Annotated in this window: 12 protein-coding genes and 2 pseudogenes; 10 read left to right on the plus strand and 4 right to left on the minus strand. The window is 65.9% G+C overall.

The window, feature by feature from the left end:
• From ABIS05_RS23520 to ABIS05_RS23535, 4 genes and pseudogenes are all read left to right on the plus strand, one after another.
• Nucleotides 1-916 (plus strand): annotated as a pseudogene (locus tag ABIS05_RS23520) (excinuclease ABC subunit A); the annotation flags it as partial.
• A gap of 50 nt (nucleotides 917-966) precedes the next feature.
• The gene (gene gstA, locus ABIS05_RS23525) at nucleotides 967-1,572 is read left to right on the plus strand and encodes a glutathione transferase GstA (RefSeq protein WP_348013693.1); all 606 of its coding nucleotides are present in this window, start codon (nucleotides 967-969) and stop codon (nucleotides 1,570-1,572) included.
• A gap of 213 nt (nucleotides 1,573-1,785) precedes the next feature.
• Entirely contained in the window at nucleotides 1,786-2,088 is a 303-nt protein-coding gene (locus ABIS05_RS23530; protein ID WP_348013694.1) for a helix-turn-helix domain-containing protein, read from the plus strand.
• Nucleotides 2,085-3,488 (plus strand): annotated as a pseudogene (locus tag ABIS05_RS23535) (HipA domain-containing protein). The gene ABIS05_RS23530 and the pseudogene ABIS05_RS23535 overlap by 4 nt, the downstream one beginning before the upstream one ends.
• 434 nt (nucleotides 3,489-3,922) lie before the next feature.
• Here ABIS05_RS23535 and ABIS05_RS23540 read toward each other — a convergent pair.
• A complete protein-coding gene (locus ABIS05_RS23540; RefSeq protein ID WP_348013734.1) occupies nucleotides 3,923-4,189 on the minus strand; it encodes a helix-turn-helix transcriptional regulator in 267 nt (88 codons plus the stop codon).
• A 305-nt stretch (nucleotides 4,190-4,494) separates the two neighbouring features.
• Between ABIS05_RS23540 and ABIS05_RS23545 the strand changes: the two genes are divergently transcribed.
• The 5 genes from ABIS05_RS23545 (at nucleotide 4,495) to ABIS05_RS23565 (ending at nucleotide 8,486) form a co-directional block, all read left to right on the plus strand.
• Nucleotides 4,495-4,965 (plus strand): hypothetical protein, encoded by a 471-nt coding sequence (locus ABIS05_RS23545; RefSeq protein ID WP_348063347.1) that lies wholly within the window; start codon nucleotides 4,495-4,497, stop codon nucleotides 4,963-4,965.
• Nucleotides 4,962-5,453, plus strand: a complete 492-nt coding sequence (locus ABIS05_RS23550; RefSeq protein WP_348013696.1) for a sigma-70 family RNA polymerase sigma factor — start codon at nucleotides 4,962-4,964, stop codon at nucleotides 5,451-5,453. Before ABIS05_RS23545 ends, ABIS05_RS23550 begins: the two co-directional genes overlap by 4 nt.
• Before the next feature lie 241 nt (nucleotides 5,454-5,694).
• Nucleotides 5,695-6,342, plus strand: a complete 648-nt coding sequence (locus ABIS05_RS23555; protein ID WP_348013697.1) for a hypothetical protein — start codon at nucleotides 5,695-5,697, stop codon at nucleotides 6,340-6,342.
• On the plus strand, nucleotides 6,339-7,334 hold the full coding sequence (locus ABIS05_RS23560) for a relaxase/mobilization nuclease domain-containing protein (protein WP_348013698.1): 996 nt from the start codon (nucleotides 6,339-6,341) through the stop codon (nucleotides 7,332-7,334). The genes ABIS05_RS23555 and ABIS05_RS23560 overlap by 4 nt, the downstream gene beginning before the upstream one ends.
• A gap of 576 nt (nucleotides 7,335-7,910) precedes the next feature.
• Nucleotides 7,911-8,486, plus strand: a complete 576-nt coding sequence (locus ABIS05_RS23565) for a hypothetical protein (protein WP_348063349.1) — start codon at nucleotides 7,911-7,913, stop codon at nucleotides 8,484-8,486.
• A gap of 551 nt (nucleotides 8,487-9,037) precedes the next feature.
• Here the strand turns inward: ABIS05_RS23565 and ABIS05_RS23570 are convergent.
• The 3 genes from ABIS05_RS23570 to ABIS05_RS23580 form a co-directional block, all read right to left on the minus strand.
• Nucleotides 9,038-11,899, minus strand: coding sequence for a serine/threonine-protein kinase (locus ABIS05_RS23570; RefSeq protein WP_348013700.1), 2,862 nt, complete (start codon nucleotides 11,897-11,899; stop codon nucleotides 9,038-9,040).
• Between the two features lie 28 nt (nucleotides 11,900-11,927).
• Entirely contained in the window at nucleotides 11,928-12,482 is a 555-nt protein-coding gene (locus ABIS05_RS23575; RefSeq protein WP_348013701.1) for an ECF-type sigma factor, read from the minus strand.
• Nucleotides 12,483-12,589: 107 nt separating this feature from the next.
• Nucleotides 12,590-13,429: a hypothetical protein gene (locus tag ABIS05_RS23580; RefSeq protein ID WP_348013702.1), complete on the minus strand. Its 840-nt coding sequence runs from the start codon at nucleotides 13,427-13,429 to the stop codon at nucleotides 12,590-12,592.
• A gap of 240 nt (nucleotides 13,430-13,669) precedes the next feature.
• Between ABIS05_RS23580 and ABIS05_RS23585 the strand changes: the two genes are divergently transcribed.
• Nucleotides 13,670-15,127 carry a CapA family protein gene (locus tag ABIS05_RS23585; protein ID WP_348063351.1) on the plus strand — a complete coding sequence of 486 codons (1,458 nt, stop codon included), beginning with the start codon at nucleotides 13,670-13,672 and terminating at the stop codon, nucleotides 15,125-15,127.
• Nucleotides 15,128-15,246: the final 119 nt, after the last annotated feature.

Consider the following 15,246-nt stretch of genomic DNA (forward strand, 5'->3'; position numbering starts at 1 on the left):
CGATGCGCTGGAACAGGGCGCGCTGGTCGCCACCGGCGGGCGCATCGCCAGCGGCATGGACAAACTCAGGCGCATGGTGCGGGTGGATCAGAAGCCGATCGGCCGCACGCCGCGTTCCAACCTGGCCACCTACACCGGCCTGTTCGACCACGTGCGCAAGCTCTTCGCCGCTACGCCCGCCGCGCGCGCCAAGCACTTCGACGCCGGCCGCTTCTCCTTCAACGTCGCCAAGGGCCGCTGCGAGACCTGCGAGGGCGAAGGCTTCGTCAGCGTGGAGCTGCTCTTCATGCCCAGCGTCTACGCCCCCTGCCCCGCCTGCCACGGCGCGCGCTACAACGAGGCGACGCTGAAGGTGCGCCTGCGCGACAAGAGCATCGCCGACGTGCTGCAGCTGACGGTGGACGAGGCGCTCACCTTCTTCGCCGAGGATGCGGCGCTGGCAAGGCCGCTCACGCTGCTGCAGCAGATCGGCCTGGGCTATCTGCGCCTGGGCCAGCCGGCGACGGAGCTGTCGGGCGGCGAGGCGCAACGCATCAAGCTCGCCACCGAGCTGCAGCGTGCGCAGCGCGGCAACACGCTCTTCGTGCTGGATGAGCCGACCACCGGGCTGCACCCGTTCGACGTGGACAAGCTGCTGGCGCAGCTGAACGGGCTGGTGGATGCGGGCAATACGGTGGTGGTGGTCGAGCACGAGATGCGCGTCGTGGCGGCCTGCGACTGGGTGATCGACATCGGGCCGGGGGCGGGCGCTGAAGGCGGCCGGCTGGTGGCCTGCGGCACGCCGGAGCAGGTGGCACGAGCCAAGGCCAGCCGGACAGCGCGGCATCTGGCAAAGGCCTTGATGGATGGGCCCCGCCGAATGACATCGCCCGCGCCTCCCAGCGTTGCCACGAATGAGGTCGCCCCTCGACCTTGACAACCCGCTTGATTCGGTTGGAAATTTCACGCCCCCCAAGGAGATACCCCATGAAGCTCTATTTCGCCCCCGGCGCCTGCTCGCTGTGCCCGCACATCGTGCTGCTCGAAGCCGGCCTGACGGCCGATATCGTGCAAGTCAACCTGAAGACCCACCAGTTGCTCGATGGCAGCGACTACTACGCCATCAACCCTCGCGGCTATGTCCCGCTGCTGCAGTTGGACGACGGGGAGCGCATCACCGAGAACGCCGCCCTCGTGCAGTACCTGGCCGACCGGGCGCCCGACCGTGGCCTGCTGCCCCCACCCGGCACCTTGGCGCGCACGCGGGTCCAGGAGTGGCTGGCCTTCGTCGGCAGCGAGCTGCACAAGGGCTTCTCGCCGCTGTTCAACCCGGCGCTGCCCGAGGAGGCCAAGCCCATCTTCAAGAAAAAGCTGAGCGACCGCTTCCAGTGGGTCGATCAGCAACTCGCCGGCAAGTCCTATCTGATGGGCGAAACCTTCACGGTGGCGGACGCCTACCTCTTCGTCATCACCAGCTGGTCCAGCCGCGTCGGCGTGGACATCGCCAGCCTGGAGAACCTGGCCGCCCATCAAGCCCGAATGCGCCAACGCCCAGCGGTGCGCGCGGCTCTGGAGGCAGAGGGGCCGCACTAGACGACGTACGTGTGCAAACGCCAGGGTGCTCTTGCACGGCACGACAGAATATTTCGGAATTTAAGTTGGTGAGGACGTCTGACCGGAGACAAGGGATGAATTTCGGAATTTGATGAATTTCAGGGCCGTCAGCGCGGATGTGGCATTATTTCGGAATTCAAGAAATAAAAATGTCGGCAGGCCACACGAAGAGCTCATACAGGGAATTCCGAAATGACTTCCAGCCCTCCATCCCCACCACCCGAACTCCTGCGCGTCACGGACGCCGGCGCCTTAGGCCCGGCCATCCGAGCCCGCCGTCGCGCGCAATCGCTGCGCATTGACGATGCCGCCTCCTTGAGCGGCGTCTCCGTCGACCTGCTCTCGCGCCTCGAGAACGGCAAGGGCTCCGTGCGAGTGGACAAGCTGTTGGCGGTCCTGGACAGCTTGGGGCTCGCACTCGTGCTCGGACCCAAGGACCATCCGACGATGCAGTCCGTCTCGCCTGTCGGCATCGAGCGTCCGGTGCAGCCATGACCTCGGCAACCGGCTCGGCCAGTGGCGCCCCGGTTGCCCCGCATGCGCTCAACCTCTGGGCCGATGACCAGAAGGTCGCGACGCTGGGTTACGAGGCCTTGAACGACCGGTGGTCGCTGGACTACGACGCGGGCTGGGTCGCGAAGCCGGGGGCGTTTCCCCTGTCGCCCGCGCTGCCCTTCCAGCCCCCGGGCGCCGGCTATGCCGTCGGCGCCGTGAAGCGCTTCGTGGAGAACCTGCTGCCCGAAGGCCGCGCGCTCGACATCACGGCCACGACCTACCGCGTCTCCAAGTCGAACATCTACGCCCTCATCAGCGCACTCGGCACCGAGACCACCGGGGCGTTCCGCTTCTGGCGCTCAGATGAAGTGCCGCCGGTCGTCGCAGCCCAGCCGCCGCGTGAAGTGACCCGCGAGGAACTGGACCAACGAATTGCCGAGCGCGACCAGATTCCGCTGGCTGTCTGGGATGGCAAGGTCCGCATGTCCATCGCGGGCGTGCAGGACAAGTTGATGGTCTACCTGGACCGACCTCTCGGCGACAGAGGGCGCCTTTTCCTGATCGAGCCGCCCCTGGCATCGACGCACATCCTCAAGCCCGACCCCGCGCGTCAGGTGACGCCCCATCTGGTCGTCAACGAACACTTCTGCATGTCCTTGGCGCGGCGCATGAAGCTGCCCGTCGCCGAGGTCGGCATCTACCGGACACCGAAGCCGGTACTCGTCGTCCGCCGATTCGACCGGGTTGTCGTGCCGGGAGTCGGGGACGGCGCAAGTGAACCCACCGTGCAACGCCTGCACATCATCGACGCCTGTCAGGCCTCGGACCTGCCCGAGAGCTACAAGTACGAGCGGAACCTGGGCAGTGGCGAGCACGTCCGCAACATCCGGGAGGGCGTGAGCTTCGAAATGCTGTTCGAGCGTGTCGAGTAGACCGTCAACAAGGCCGTGGCACGCATGACGCTGCTCCGCTGGGCCTTGTTCCAGTTCCTGATTGGCAACTGCGACGCGCACGGCAAGAACTTCTCGTTCTTCGTGCGTCGCGAGGGGCTCGACCCGGCCCCTTGGTACGACCTGGTCAGCGTGGTGCAGTACCCAGGCATCGACCACGAGGTGGCCATGGCCTGGGGCGATGCGTTCTCGCTGGACGAGGTAGGGGCGTTTCAACTGGCCGACTTTGCGCAGCGATGCGGGGTCGACCGGCACCTGCTCAAGCGTGAGGCCGCGCGGCTGGCCAAGCTCGCGATGGAGCACGCGCCGGCACAGGCCTTGGCGGACGACTACATCGACGACGGTGAGCGCGCCTTCGCAGCCCAGCTTCGAGACTTCGTGGTGGGACAGGCGACCCGGCTGAGCAAGCTCGCGGGCGACGCGGCCAAGATAAAGGCGGCGTTTCTGTGACGCCGGGGTGCTCACCGCCGGCCCAGAACCGCACTGTCGAGGAGATTTCGTGCAGGACGCAGCGGCAGGCGAGAGACGAAACAACGGACCTCATGACACGCAGGAGGTCAAGGCCGGCCCAATGCAGGAGCCAAAAACGCAAAAGCCCATCGCGATGGATGGGCTTCTGAGAGATTCTTTTGGTGGCCTGGGGCTCAACCGAAAGAAGCTTGGCAGCGCGCCAGAACGCTCAGTTTCTTTCAGCGCGGCCGGGGAAGTTACTGCCGTACTTACTCCACCTGGTGAGCCCTTGCGGTGTGTTGACACGGCAGGGCCGCCGACGGCCAGCTATCTGAAGCATGTTGTTACGTTTTGCTCGCGTTCAGCGCTTCTTCGGCCCTTGCGAGGCGGGCCATCACAACCTCGAACACCGGCGGCTCGCCGTTCGAGCGCCTCTAGTTGACTTCTCCCAGCTCATCAAGCCCGATGAACTTGGCAGGATTCACCAGGTCGTGCAGGGGCACGCCGATGGCACGAGATAGCGCGTCAGCGTTGTCCATTGAGATGTTGATCGAGCCTCGCTCCACGCGACTCAAATAGCCTCTTGGCACGCCGGCGTCGAGGGCGAGACTCTCCTGGGTCAGGTCCTTCAGGCGTCGCGCCCTGCGCAGATTCCTTGCGAATACCTCACGCGCGGTCAGGGTGGGTTTTGCCTTGGACATGGCCAAGGAGCATCTGGTTATGCGGCTTGGCAATCCACACTTCCGAGAGTACATTTGGTCTACTTTGTGGCTCATTAAGAGCCTCGAAGAAGCAGTTTGGTAGGTCAAGACAAACCGTTTGTATGAGGTGACGCATGTCGACGGAACACGCAGCCCCGGGTGGACCGACGCCGAGCCCGCTTCGCGGCAACGATTTGCATGCCGACACCTACGAAGCGGCTCCAAGAGACTCCGGATCGGCAGCCGGCAACTATTGGTCGCAGCACAACGCCCGATGGCTTACCAGGCCCCTCTGTGTCAGGTACGTGCTCGCCGAGTTCAAGACCTTGCGCCTGCCCGTCCGCGACGGTGCCGAGGTCCGGGAGATGTCTTGGCGCTGGGCGCTCGGCCTCTTCAAGCCGGGTGAATACGAAGTTCTGGGCGCGTGGCCGGCTGAGGCGCCTTCAACAGCGGTCGCATACGACCTGCACCAGCGCGGGGTCGAGCATTTGACGGCGATCTCTGCGGACACTGGCATGGACTGCTCGTCGAAGTTCCCCGATGCAGTCTGCTGGTCGTCGGTCAGCAAGCCGAACAGCACGAGCATTCCGGCCGCAGGCAGTTTCGGACCTCGGCGCCGCGCTGCGCTCCGTTCCGCCGCCGCGACCGCGCAGCGCCTGCAGGTCAGCATCACCCGCACCATCAAGCGCCGAGGGCCCTTTGCTGACGAAGCTGCGGCGGCTGCTTTCCTCGCGCAGACGCTTGAGCGCGCCGACCGGCGTCTCTACGGGACATGACCGAGCGCCTCGTCAAGAACTGGCGAGATACCCTCGCTCGCGTGCGCAGCGCCTTGATGCGCCGAGGTCGCAGCGCACCCGATGCCGACGACCTGGTGCAGGAAGCCTGGGTGCGCCTGGCCTGCTACGAACAAGAGCAGGCCGTGCAGCAGCCCGAAGCGTTCCTGATGCGCACGGCGCTGAACCTGTCTGTCGACGCCCATCGAACGAAGGTCGCCCATGGTGAGGAGGTCCTCGTTGACGATGTCGTCCTGCTCGACCTCGCGCCCGGCACCGAAGCCATCGTGCTGGCCAAGGAGCGGACGGCACGCTTGAGCGTCTGCCTGGGCCGCCTGAACGCCAAGACGCGCAACATCTTCCTCGCCCATCGGGTCGACGGCATGACGTACCAGGAGATCGCGCGCCAGCACTGCCTGACGGTCAGCACGGTGGAGAAGCACATCGCCAGGGCCACGGTGCACATCACCAACGGGATGGAAGGCTGGTAACAGGCAAGGTGCGTGGTCAAGTCGTCCGGCAGCGCCCGGGCAGCTTGGAACTGGCCTCGCTTCCGCGCCGATGTGTGCGTCCTTCCTCAGCGACGCAGTTGATACGAAGCGTGACCGCAGGCGGGATCGCACGAGAACGGCCAGGACATCCTGAGCGTTTCTGAGTGCGAGCCCTCCGAGAAGCTTTGCGACACCTTGGTCTGCGACCTTCCCGCCGAGTGCCACACCATGCGCCATGGCTATGCCGCAGACCAAATCTCAGCAATGGCAGTTTGAACTGCTGGATGTCGGTGCTGCGCCCGAGACTTCCGGGAGCCAACTAGCTGTCAGCCCAGGAGACCGTCCGCAAACCCGAGACAGGGTCACGGTGGATCTTCGCGGCCTCGGATCCCGGTTGCGGGCGCGAGCGCTCAAGAGCCAGACCACGCCAGCGGCGCTCGTTCGAAGTGCAGTCGTTCACATGCTCGGCGAGGAGGCGTCTTCAGACGACATCGCGGCAGGCCAACAGCGCACGGATACGGCTGGGCAAGCCGTCAAAGTGACGCTGCGACTGCCGCCCGACCAGGCCGCTTTGCTTGCCGCCCGTGCGCGCACGGCGGATGTCGCGCAGGGCGCGTACGTCGCCGCGCTTCTCCATGGCATCCCGCCCGCTCCGCTGCCGTCGGACCACGCGGCTGCGATGCAAGCGTTGATCGCCTCGACGGACCGCCTCGCGGCGATCTCCGTGGACCTGAGCGCCTTCCTGCGCTTGCTCGGTCATGTGCCCTCGGCCGAGCTGGAGCGATACCGTGCCGGCCTGCGGGGCCTGGTCGACGACGTGCGCGAGCATCTCGCCTCGGCCGCCTCGCTCATCTCTGAACTGCGACCAGCAAGGAGGCCGCGCCCATGACGAGCGCCCAACACGTCGATGGCGTTCTGGTGCAGTGGGGCGAGCGGCTCTTCTATCCGTCCAATCGCATCGTCAAGGCGGCGTCGACGCCAAGGCTTGACGCGCTGAACCGGCGCAAGGCCGCCGTCATCCGCAAGCGCATCGAGGCCGTCGTGCGTCGGGCGCCGCAGGTAATGGTCAAGGTCACCGGTGGCGGCCGGGGCATGGCTGCCATCGCGGCGCACTTCCGCTACATCAGCAAGAACGGTCGACTCAACATCGAAGACGACCGGGAAGTGGTCCGCAACGGCAAGGAAGCCCTGCATGACCTGGCCGATCAATGGCGGTTCGGCGGGTCGCTGATTCCGGAGGAAGGGCATCGACGCGAGGCCTTCAACATCATGCTGTCGATGCCGGCGGACACGGATGCGCGCTTGCTTCAGAACGCCGCGCGCGAGTTCGCGAAGGTCGAACTGGCTGGACACCGCTACGTCATGGTCCTGCACGAGCACCAGGCCAATCCGCACGTCCACCTGAGCGTGAGGGCCGAAGGGTCATCCGGAAAGCGCCTGAACCCCCGCAAGAGCGATCTTCATCGCTGGCGCGAGACCTTCGCCGAGAAGCTGCGCGGCTGGGGAATCGAAGCGGAAGCCACGCGTCAGGCATCGCGCGGTGAGAGCCGCAACTTCGAGCCACTGTGGCGGGTAAAGGCCAAGGAAGACGGGCGCCTTCGGAGCGCGACCGCGCCAACGAAGGTCGGCCCTGCCTACCGGGACAGCCGAAGCCAGGCCATGGCGGGCTGGGCGCACATCATGAAAGCGCTTGCGGGGTCGGAGGCTGCCGATGACCGCAAGCTGGCTGCGCAGATTGCCGGCTTCGTGAAAGGTACGCCGTTCTTGCAGGAGCAGATAAAGGACCGGGCAAGAGAAGTCCAGCCCGCGAGGCCGGCACCGCGCCAGCAGTCGGCGCCCGATTTAAAGGTTGCCCGAGCCGGGCCGGACTTCAGCCGTTGAGCCGTTAGTGCACCGTTCCCGTCAGCGTTGTGCGGATCGAGGCGTTGGAATCCGTTGCCACTGGCTGCGGTGTCTGTGTCCGCTTGGCAGCACTGGCCCTCGCCCTGCTGGGTGGGCGGCAGCAATGTGCCCAAAGCCGAAATTGATCGGGTGGCATCAGGAGGCTGGCTGCCGACTTCCAGTTTTGATAGTTCGATGGCCGCTGCCGCCGGTACCCGTCATTCGACGCCCCGCGGGCTGAGTGACCGCTGCTCATCCAGGACTTGACCTACGTTGGAACGCGTTCCTAGGATGCCTGAAGTCCAATAGCCCTACGCGGGCCAACGGCAGCTCTGAACGACTTCGAGTTGGCGCAATCGACCTATACCCGAAATTCGCCATCGCGTTTTCGTCAACGGAAAGCTGTCATCAATCGAGCTAGCGTAGGCGCCGGCCTGATTCAAAAGGCAGGTCACGTACGGTTTTTGAGCACTATCCCGGACATGGCAACGTAGGGCTTGGCCGAACGAGTGCGTGACGGCACTCTGCAATAGGTTTCAGACACTGAGCTCCTCATCATCTTCCGTTGGACCGCCCATGCCCGTGTACTTCCTGTTCTTCCTCGCCATGCTGGCGGCCACCTTGCTTCTCTACGGGGGAGCGGTCGCGACGACGGCCATCACGCGACGATCCCCGCCCACCTTCATCGGACCGGTCGCCGCGAATCGACTGCAGTCAGTCGGCATTGCGTTGTTGTGGTGGAGTGCCGGTGTCACCTGGCTGTTGTACTTCAACGTGTATCGCATCCATGTCGACATGAGTGCGCTCGGGAATGCCGCGTTCCACGCGTTCGCTCGCGCCTACACGTCGCGCCTGCCCGTCGTCGTGCTGCCCTTCGGTGCCATGTGCCTGGTTTGGACCTTGGCGCTCTGGGGTGTGCCGACCCGCGTTTCTCGCCGGGCTCTATGGGGCGTCGCGACGCTGCTGATCATCTCGATCGCCAGCACGCCGTGGGCGGCAGGGGCACATGACCTCATGCACGACAGCGGATACACCGACGAGGCCTACAACCAGCTTCAGTTCGCGCATCTGGTGAGGTCGCTTGCCGTCACGGCGGCGACTGTCTGGGCGCATGTCGAAGCGTGGCGCCTGCCGTCCGCGCCCGTCGCTTAGCGCACCTGTGTCGAGGAGCTGCTCGTCGCATGTCCGCGAACTAACCCGTTCGCACGATCGGTCGGCAGCGGTAGCTTGGCATCGAGCCATCGGGCATGCGGATCACGGCGCGTCTGGGAAAACTGGGATCTGCATCGCCGGAGCCGATGCTCGGATATCGGCGACGTGCAAGACCATGGCCCCAGATTCAAGCACCCGATCGCCCTCCTCGTAGCTAGGAATGGGTCCGAACGGATTGAGCGCAAGATTCGCGGGCCCGCTTCAATACGGCCATGGAGAAAAGGTCAGGACGGGCGCCGCGTTCGCCAGACTGCTCCCGGTATAGCCGTCAAAGCCGGATTCACCCACCTGAGACCGAGATGCCGACGGAAGACTGATCCGCGCTGGCGAAGGCGCCTCCCAGCGAGATTCATTGCAGCTCGAAATACGCGGGTCGGTGGAGGATCGGCACTGTGGGCAATTTGGCGTGGGCGCCAACATCGCCGGCTTCACTCTGCCCTCGGCTTCCGCCCTCGTGCCTCTCAGTCCGGCGGATACAACCCATCGAAACTCTACAGTTCAGCCAGCCGCTGCGCTTGCGCCAGACGACGACTTTGCGGGTGTTGGCCGACCAGATCGGCAAGCGCCGCACGGCCCTGTGCGCCCGCCTCGGCAGTGCGTCCCAGGGCGGCAAGTACCTCGCTGCGGCGTAGCGCCGAATCGGCCGAGTCGACGCGCGATGAAAACGCGGCCTTCGCCCGACCGCTCTGTGCGAGCGCCTGCGCGGCTGCCGGCCGGTCGCCGAGACGCGCCGCTGCCACTGCGGCCATTTCAGAAGCGACACGATAGGGTCGCCCGGCGCGAGCATCGTTTTTTTCAAGCAGGGCGATCAGTTCGCGAGTAGTCGTCTGCGCCGCAGCCGGGTCGGCGGCCGCCAGTTCAGCGCCCGCCTGCTGCTCCAGTAGTTGCACCCTGCCGGAGGTCGGTTTCCCGAGCTCCGGCCGGTTCTGGCGCAGAGCCGCCAGCAGGGCCGTCGCATCGCGCTCGCGTCCGGTGAGCGTCCACAGCCGCGCCTGCGCAAACAGCAGCGCCTCATTGGCGCGGATCACCGCCGGCGCCGTGAATGCGCGGACCTCGTCGGCCGAAAGCGCGTAGGCGGACAACGCCTCGCCGGTGAGAAACGCGATGTCGAGGCGGCGACGGCGCAAATCGCGGATTTGAGCTGCCATCGTTCCGCCCGGTTCGGCAGCAACTTCGCGCTGCGCGCCGTCCAGCAGGCGCTCGGCGCGAGATGTATCGCCTTGCAGGGCGACCGCGTTGGCCAAGCGGCCGATGGCACGCACCGTATTTGCATTCGTGCGGCCGTAGATGCGTGCAAAGAGATCTGCCGAAGCACGCAGATCCGTCTCGGCCTGGGCGCTGCGTCCTTCAGCGGAGCGAATGTCGCCGAGGTCAATCAAAGCGTGCGCTTTCAGATCGTCGTTGGCGCTACCGCCCTTCAAAAGGCCGTCGTGTGATTGCTCCATGGCCTGGAGCGCTCGCGCGTCGTCGAAACCTGACCAGAACACGGCCAGTATTCGCAGGTTCTCGAAGCGCTTGACGTCATTCGGGAATTTGCGCGCCGCCAGGGCTTCGGCAGATGTCAGCACAGCGAGCGCTTCAGCGCGTTTGCCGCGCGCGCGCAGGATGTTGCCCAGGTCTGTCATGACCCCGAGCCGCGCTAGATCGGTGAACCCATCGTGCGCATCCGGCGCCCATGCAACAGCCTCACGCCGCATCGCCTCGCAGTCGTCATACCGTTTCAGCGCGAACAGCGCTCGGCTCACCCCGGTGTACGCCTCGATCACTTCAAGTGGCGTTCCGTCGTGCGCCTTCAAATGCGCCAGATAGTCGTTGCCGACAGCAATCGCCGCCTCGAACTCGCCTCCGAAGCTGAGCTGCGACATCACGATAAGCATCTGCGGTGCGAGCGTGTCCGGCCGATTGGCGAAGCGCGGCGCGCGGTCTCGCAGCTGTTGAAGAAGCACGGCGGTCACCGCATTGGGCTTGCTCAACTCGGCCGGCTCGTCCTTGGCGAGGAGCGCGAGGCGGGTCAGCGTCTCGCGGTACAACTCGGCCACGGCAACCTGTTTCTCAGACTCCAGCATCGCAAGCCGCTCCTGCTGTCGCGCCACGTGCGCCTGCCACAGCGCGAAGCCGGCGCCGGTGACGATCGCCACAGACAGCGCGGCACTCATCGCCACGGCGAAGATGTGTCGTCGAACGAACTTGTCAGCGCGGTAGCGCGCGCTGTCGGGCCGCGCCTGTACCGGTTCACCGCGCAGATAGCGCTCGAAGTCCTGCGCGAAGGAGTCGACGCTGGGGTAGCGCTCGGCGACTGATTTCTTGAGCCCCCGGTGCAGGATGGCATCGATGTCACCGCGCAAGTCCCGGCGCAGCGCCTTCGAAGGCGCTGCGTCGCTAGCGAGCAGGGGTTCAGCTGCCCCAATCGCTTCCTCCAGTTCGGCTGCGCTGCCGCGCTTCAGACGGTAGGGGCGGGCCTGGGCGAGCAACTCGTACGCCACCACGGCCAAGCTGTAGACATCGCTCGCCGTCCCAAGTGGCTCGCCGCGGATCTGCTCGGGGCTCGCGTAGTCGAGCGTGAGCGCCCGCCCGCCCAGCTCCGTCATTGCGGTCTCCCGGGTGCGTTCGCCTTCGAGCAATTTCGCGATGCCGAAATCCAGCAGCCGCACCTGGCCCTCCGTCGAAACGAGGATGTTGCTCGGCTTCAGATCGCGGTGCACGACCAGCCGCGCGTGCGCGTGTGCCACCGCGGCCATCACCTGCAACAACAGAACGATGCGTTCGCGAAGCGACAGATCGTGCGTACGGCAATAGGCATTGATTTCCTCGCCTTCGACGAACTCCATCGCCAGGTATGGCCTGCCGAGATCGTCGATGCCGACGTCGTAGAGCCTGGCAATGTGCTCGTGGGACAAGGTCGCAAGGATGCCTCGCTCGCGCGCGAGCCTGTCGGCGAACCTATCGCCCCATGCGGCGTGCGGCAGCTTCAGCGCGACACGGCGGCTGACGAGCCCGTCTGCGCGGTCGGCGAGCCAGACTGTGGCCATTCCGCCTCGGCCGATCTGCTCTATAAGGCGATACGGGCCGACCAGGACGCCGGCCTCCAGACGGCGCGCGGCCTGATATGTCACATCGTGCACCGACTCATGGGTCGAGATGCCGTGCAGCTTGGGCAGTTCAGCGAGGAAATCGTCAGTCTCGATCTGCGCCTGGTGCAGCAGCAGCGCGCGCAAGGTCTCGCGATGCAAGGCCTGCTCCCCCACCAGCTCCTCAAGCCACGTCGCACGTTCGCCCGACGGGAGATTCAACGCCTCGTCGAGCAGCGCGCTGATCGCCGGCCACTCTGCGGAAAGGTCGGAGAAGTGCTTCACGCTGCGTCTTCGCCTGTCGCGCGCGCGCTCAATTGCGAAGCGCGTGGGCGAGCAGCAGCCGAGCCTTGTCCCAATCGCGGCGCACGGTGCGCGCCGACAGGCCCAGCGCCTCGGCAATTTCGTCGTCTTCCAGACCGCCGAAGTAGCGCATTTCCACCACATGCCCGAGGCGCTCGTCGATGCGACTCAGATCTTCCAGAGCCGCGTGCACATCCAGGATCTCGTCGGACGCAGCCGGCAGCGAGCCCATCAGTTCGGAATCGAGCGTGACCTGCTCGGCATCGCCACCTCGACGGTCTGCTTTCGCGGCGCGTGCCGCGTCGACAATGATCGAGCGCATCACGGTCGCGGCGTAAGCCAGGAAGTGCGCACGGCCCTCCGGCGTCAAGGACGCCTTCTTGAGAAACTTGAGATAGCACTCGTTGACCAGTGCCGTCGTTTCCATCAGCCCATCGCGAGCACCGCGCGACAAGCGTCGGTGCGCGACCTGCCGGAGTTCGGGATAGAGCAGCTCGAAGATCCGATCGAAGGCCCCTCGGTCGCCCGCGCGTGCAGCTCCGATCAACTGCGTGACTTCCCCCATGCCGAAGCTCCAACCTGACAAGTCGTTCCAGCGGCGATGGTAGTTGCAGCGCCTTGCGATTCGAGCCGCGGCACCTCCCTATGTTTGGTAAGCATTTCCTCATCGGGTCAGCGCGACAGGCAGGGGGACGGACGGCGTTGCCGGACCGATGACGACGACAACAGGCAGGCGCAGGCGCAAGCGAGCGTCAGCGCCGCGAACGCACCCGCGCGCGGGGCGAGCAGAACGAACACGGCGCCGAAAGCCGCTTTGCCAAAGAGCCCACCGACATAGCCGCGCAGAAAGTGTGCAGCGGCCCGGTGCCCGCAGGTGGCGTGTTCGGCCATCGCCACGGACCCGGTGACGAGGGGCAGCGACACCAGCAACCCGGTGGCAAAGCCGCCTATCGACGGCCCGATGACTGCCGCGAACGCGGTGACGACCCCCGCGACTGCCGCGACGAAGAACATCGAGCGCGCTGAGGGCTGCCGGGATTCCACGTCGGCGGACAGCTTGGGCATGGCGACAAAGGCGATTGCACAGCTCACCAACGCAAGTGCCAGCGCCCAGGTCAGGTGCGCACTGGCCGCCCCTGCCGGCAGCGCCATGACAAGCGCGCCGCCCAGCCCGCAAAACAGGGCGATGGCACCGCCACCGTATGGAGCGGCGCGCGCGTAGCACAGGGCGAAAGCCGCCAGCATGCCGCACGCGGCCACGCTTCCCACCGCAGCGCTGATGGCGAAGGCCATCCCCTCGTCATCGGCAAGCCACGCCAACGTCGGCGCCGTGATGGTCGGCAATGCCGCGACCACGCCTGCCAGCCGGCGGCCACCGTGCCGCGCTGCCAGCATCACGAGGAACACGGCGCCTGCCGACAGCAGCGACTTGTACAGCCAGTCCATCTCGTCCCCTTCACGGCGGCGCGAGACATACGCCGACCTGTTGATCTGAACGAGATCGCTCGTCACGGACGGACATCCGGACGGGACGATCCGTCGGCAAAGAAAAGAAATTCCCGCTCATGTCCGTCACGCGCCTGGCACGTCGTTCAAGGAGGTAGCAGGTGCTGCGCTGCCGCAGCACTCCACGCCTCTTCACAACGGAGTTGCCATGTTCAGTTCAGCCCGGCTCGCGGCGATCCCGGAGCGCCAGCAGGTCAAGGCGGCGTTGCCTTGAAGCGCACGTTCCTGCAGCCGAGGCGCCCCCGGGTGGCTATTGCTTTCGTGTTGCTTTGCCTGGCGTCAACCAATGTGCTCGCCCAACAGGCCGAGCCCACCGAACTGCTGTGTGGCATGCGCACGGGCGAATCCACGGCGACGCTGCGCCAGGCGGCAGGTACGGACCCGCTTGCGCTGTCGAGCGTGAAGGTAGGTGACAGTTTCGAGCTGCGCGCCGTGGCCTTGGGCAGCGCGGCGAGCGCAGATCGGATCGCCCACGCCGTTATCTCGGTACTTGACCTCGAGGGCGCAGGGCACCCGGTCCTGCTCTCGCAAAGCCGTTGGCCGACGGCCGAGCACGATCCCCTCGGTCAGGACGCCGCCTGGCGGCCGACCTTGTCGGGTTGGCAGCGGGTCTATTCGCCGAAGCTCGGCCGCGAACTGGCCTGGGGTTGCGCCCTGGTGCGAAAGGGTTCGACGCCAGCCGGTTGGGACCGCGTGGACGCGACCGGCGACAGCGCGCAACTGACCCAGCGGCCCTCAGGTTTTGTCAAGGCAAATACAAACCCGGCCGTGGTGCGGCTGGCGTGGATGGGCGACGTCATGCTGGCGGACGGACCTGGCCGCGTCATCGCCCGTGGGCAAGACCCGTTCGCCGCCGTCATGAACGCGATGAAGGGCGCCGCCCTGCGCATCGCCAACCTCGAATGCGTCATCGCCACCGGCGGCACGCGTGCCGTCAAACCCTGGACCTTCCGCGCCCGGCCGCAAGCGCTGGACGTGCTGCGCCGCCACGTGGATGCCGTCTCGCTGGCCAACAACCATTCGGGCGATTTCGGCCCGCAAGCCTTTGCACAGATGCTCGGCCGGCTGCGGCAGGCAGGCCTGGCCTATTTCGGCGGCGGCACCGACCTGCGCGCGGCGCATCAGCCGGCCATCATCGAGCGCCAGGGGCTGCGCATCGCGCTGCTGGGCTACAACGAGATGTTCCCGCGGCGCTTCGAAGCCGGTCCCGACAGCCCGGGCATCGCCTGGGCCGACGAGGAACAGATCGTGGCCGACATCCGCGCGGCGCGGGCGCAGGCCGACGTGGTCATTCCCTACATGCACTGGGGGCAGGAGCACAGCGAGACCTCGCACGCTCGCCAGCACGCCCTCGCCCGTCTGATGATCCGCGCCGGCGCCGATGCCGTGGTCGGCACCCATCCGCATGTGCGTCAGGACGCCGAGGTCATCGACGGCAAGCCGGTGATCTACAGCCTGGGCAACTTCGTCTTCGACGGCTTCAGTGACGCCGACAACAACACCGGTTCCATTCTGTGGATGACGGTCACGGCGGACGGCGTGAAGGACTGGCGGCTGCAGCCGGTCCACATCGATCCGTCAGGCAGCCCCCATCTGGATCGCGTCACCGTTGATGCCGGTGCCAGCAGGCCGCTGGCGATGAGCGCGGCCCCTCCGCACGACGCTTCCACATCCGACAACTTCCCCACCAAAGGCTCGCCATGACTCTCCAACGCTCGACTTCACGCGGACCGATTGCACACCGCACTTGTTGGCCCGCCGCATCCTTCCCTGCGTTGCGAACGGCCATATCAAGCGCCTTCTCGGCTTCGGTGCTAGCCCTC

This window comes from Roseateles sp. (assembly GCF_039929605.1).
Lineage (GTDB): Bacteria > Pseudomonadota > Gammaproteobacteria > Burkholderiales > Burkholderiaceae_C > Pelomonas.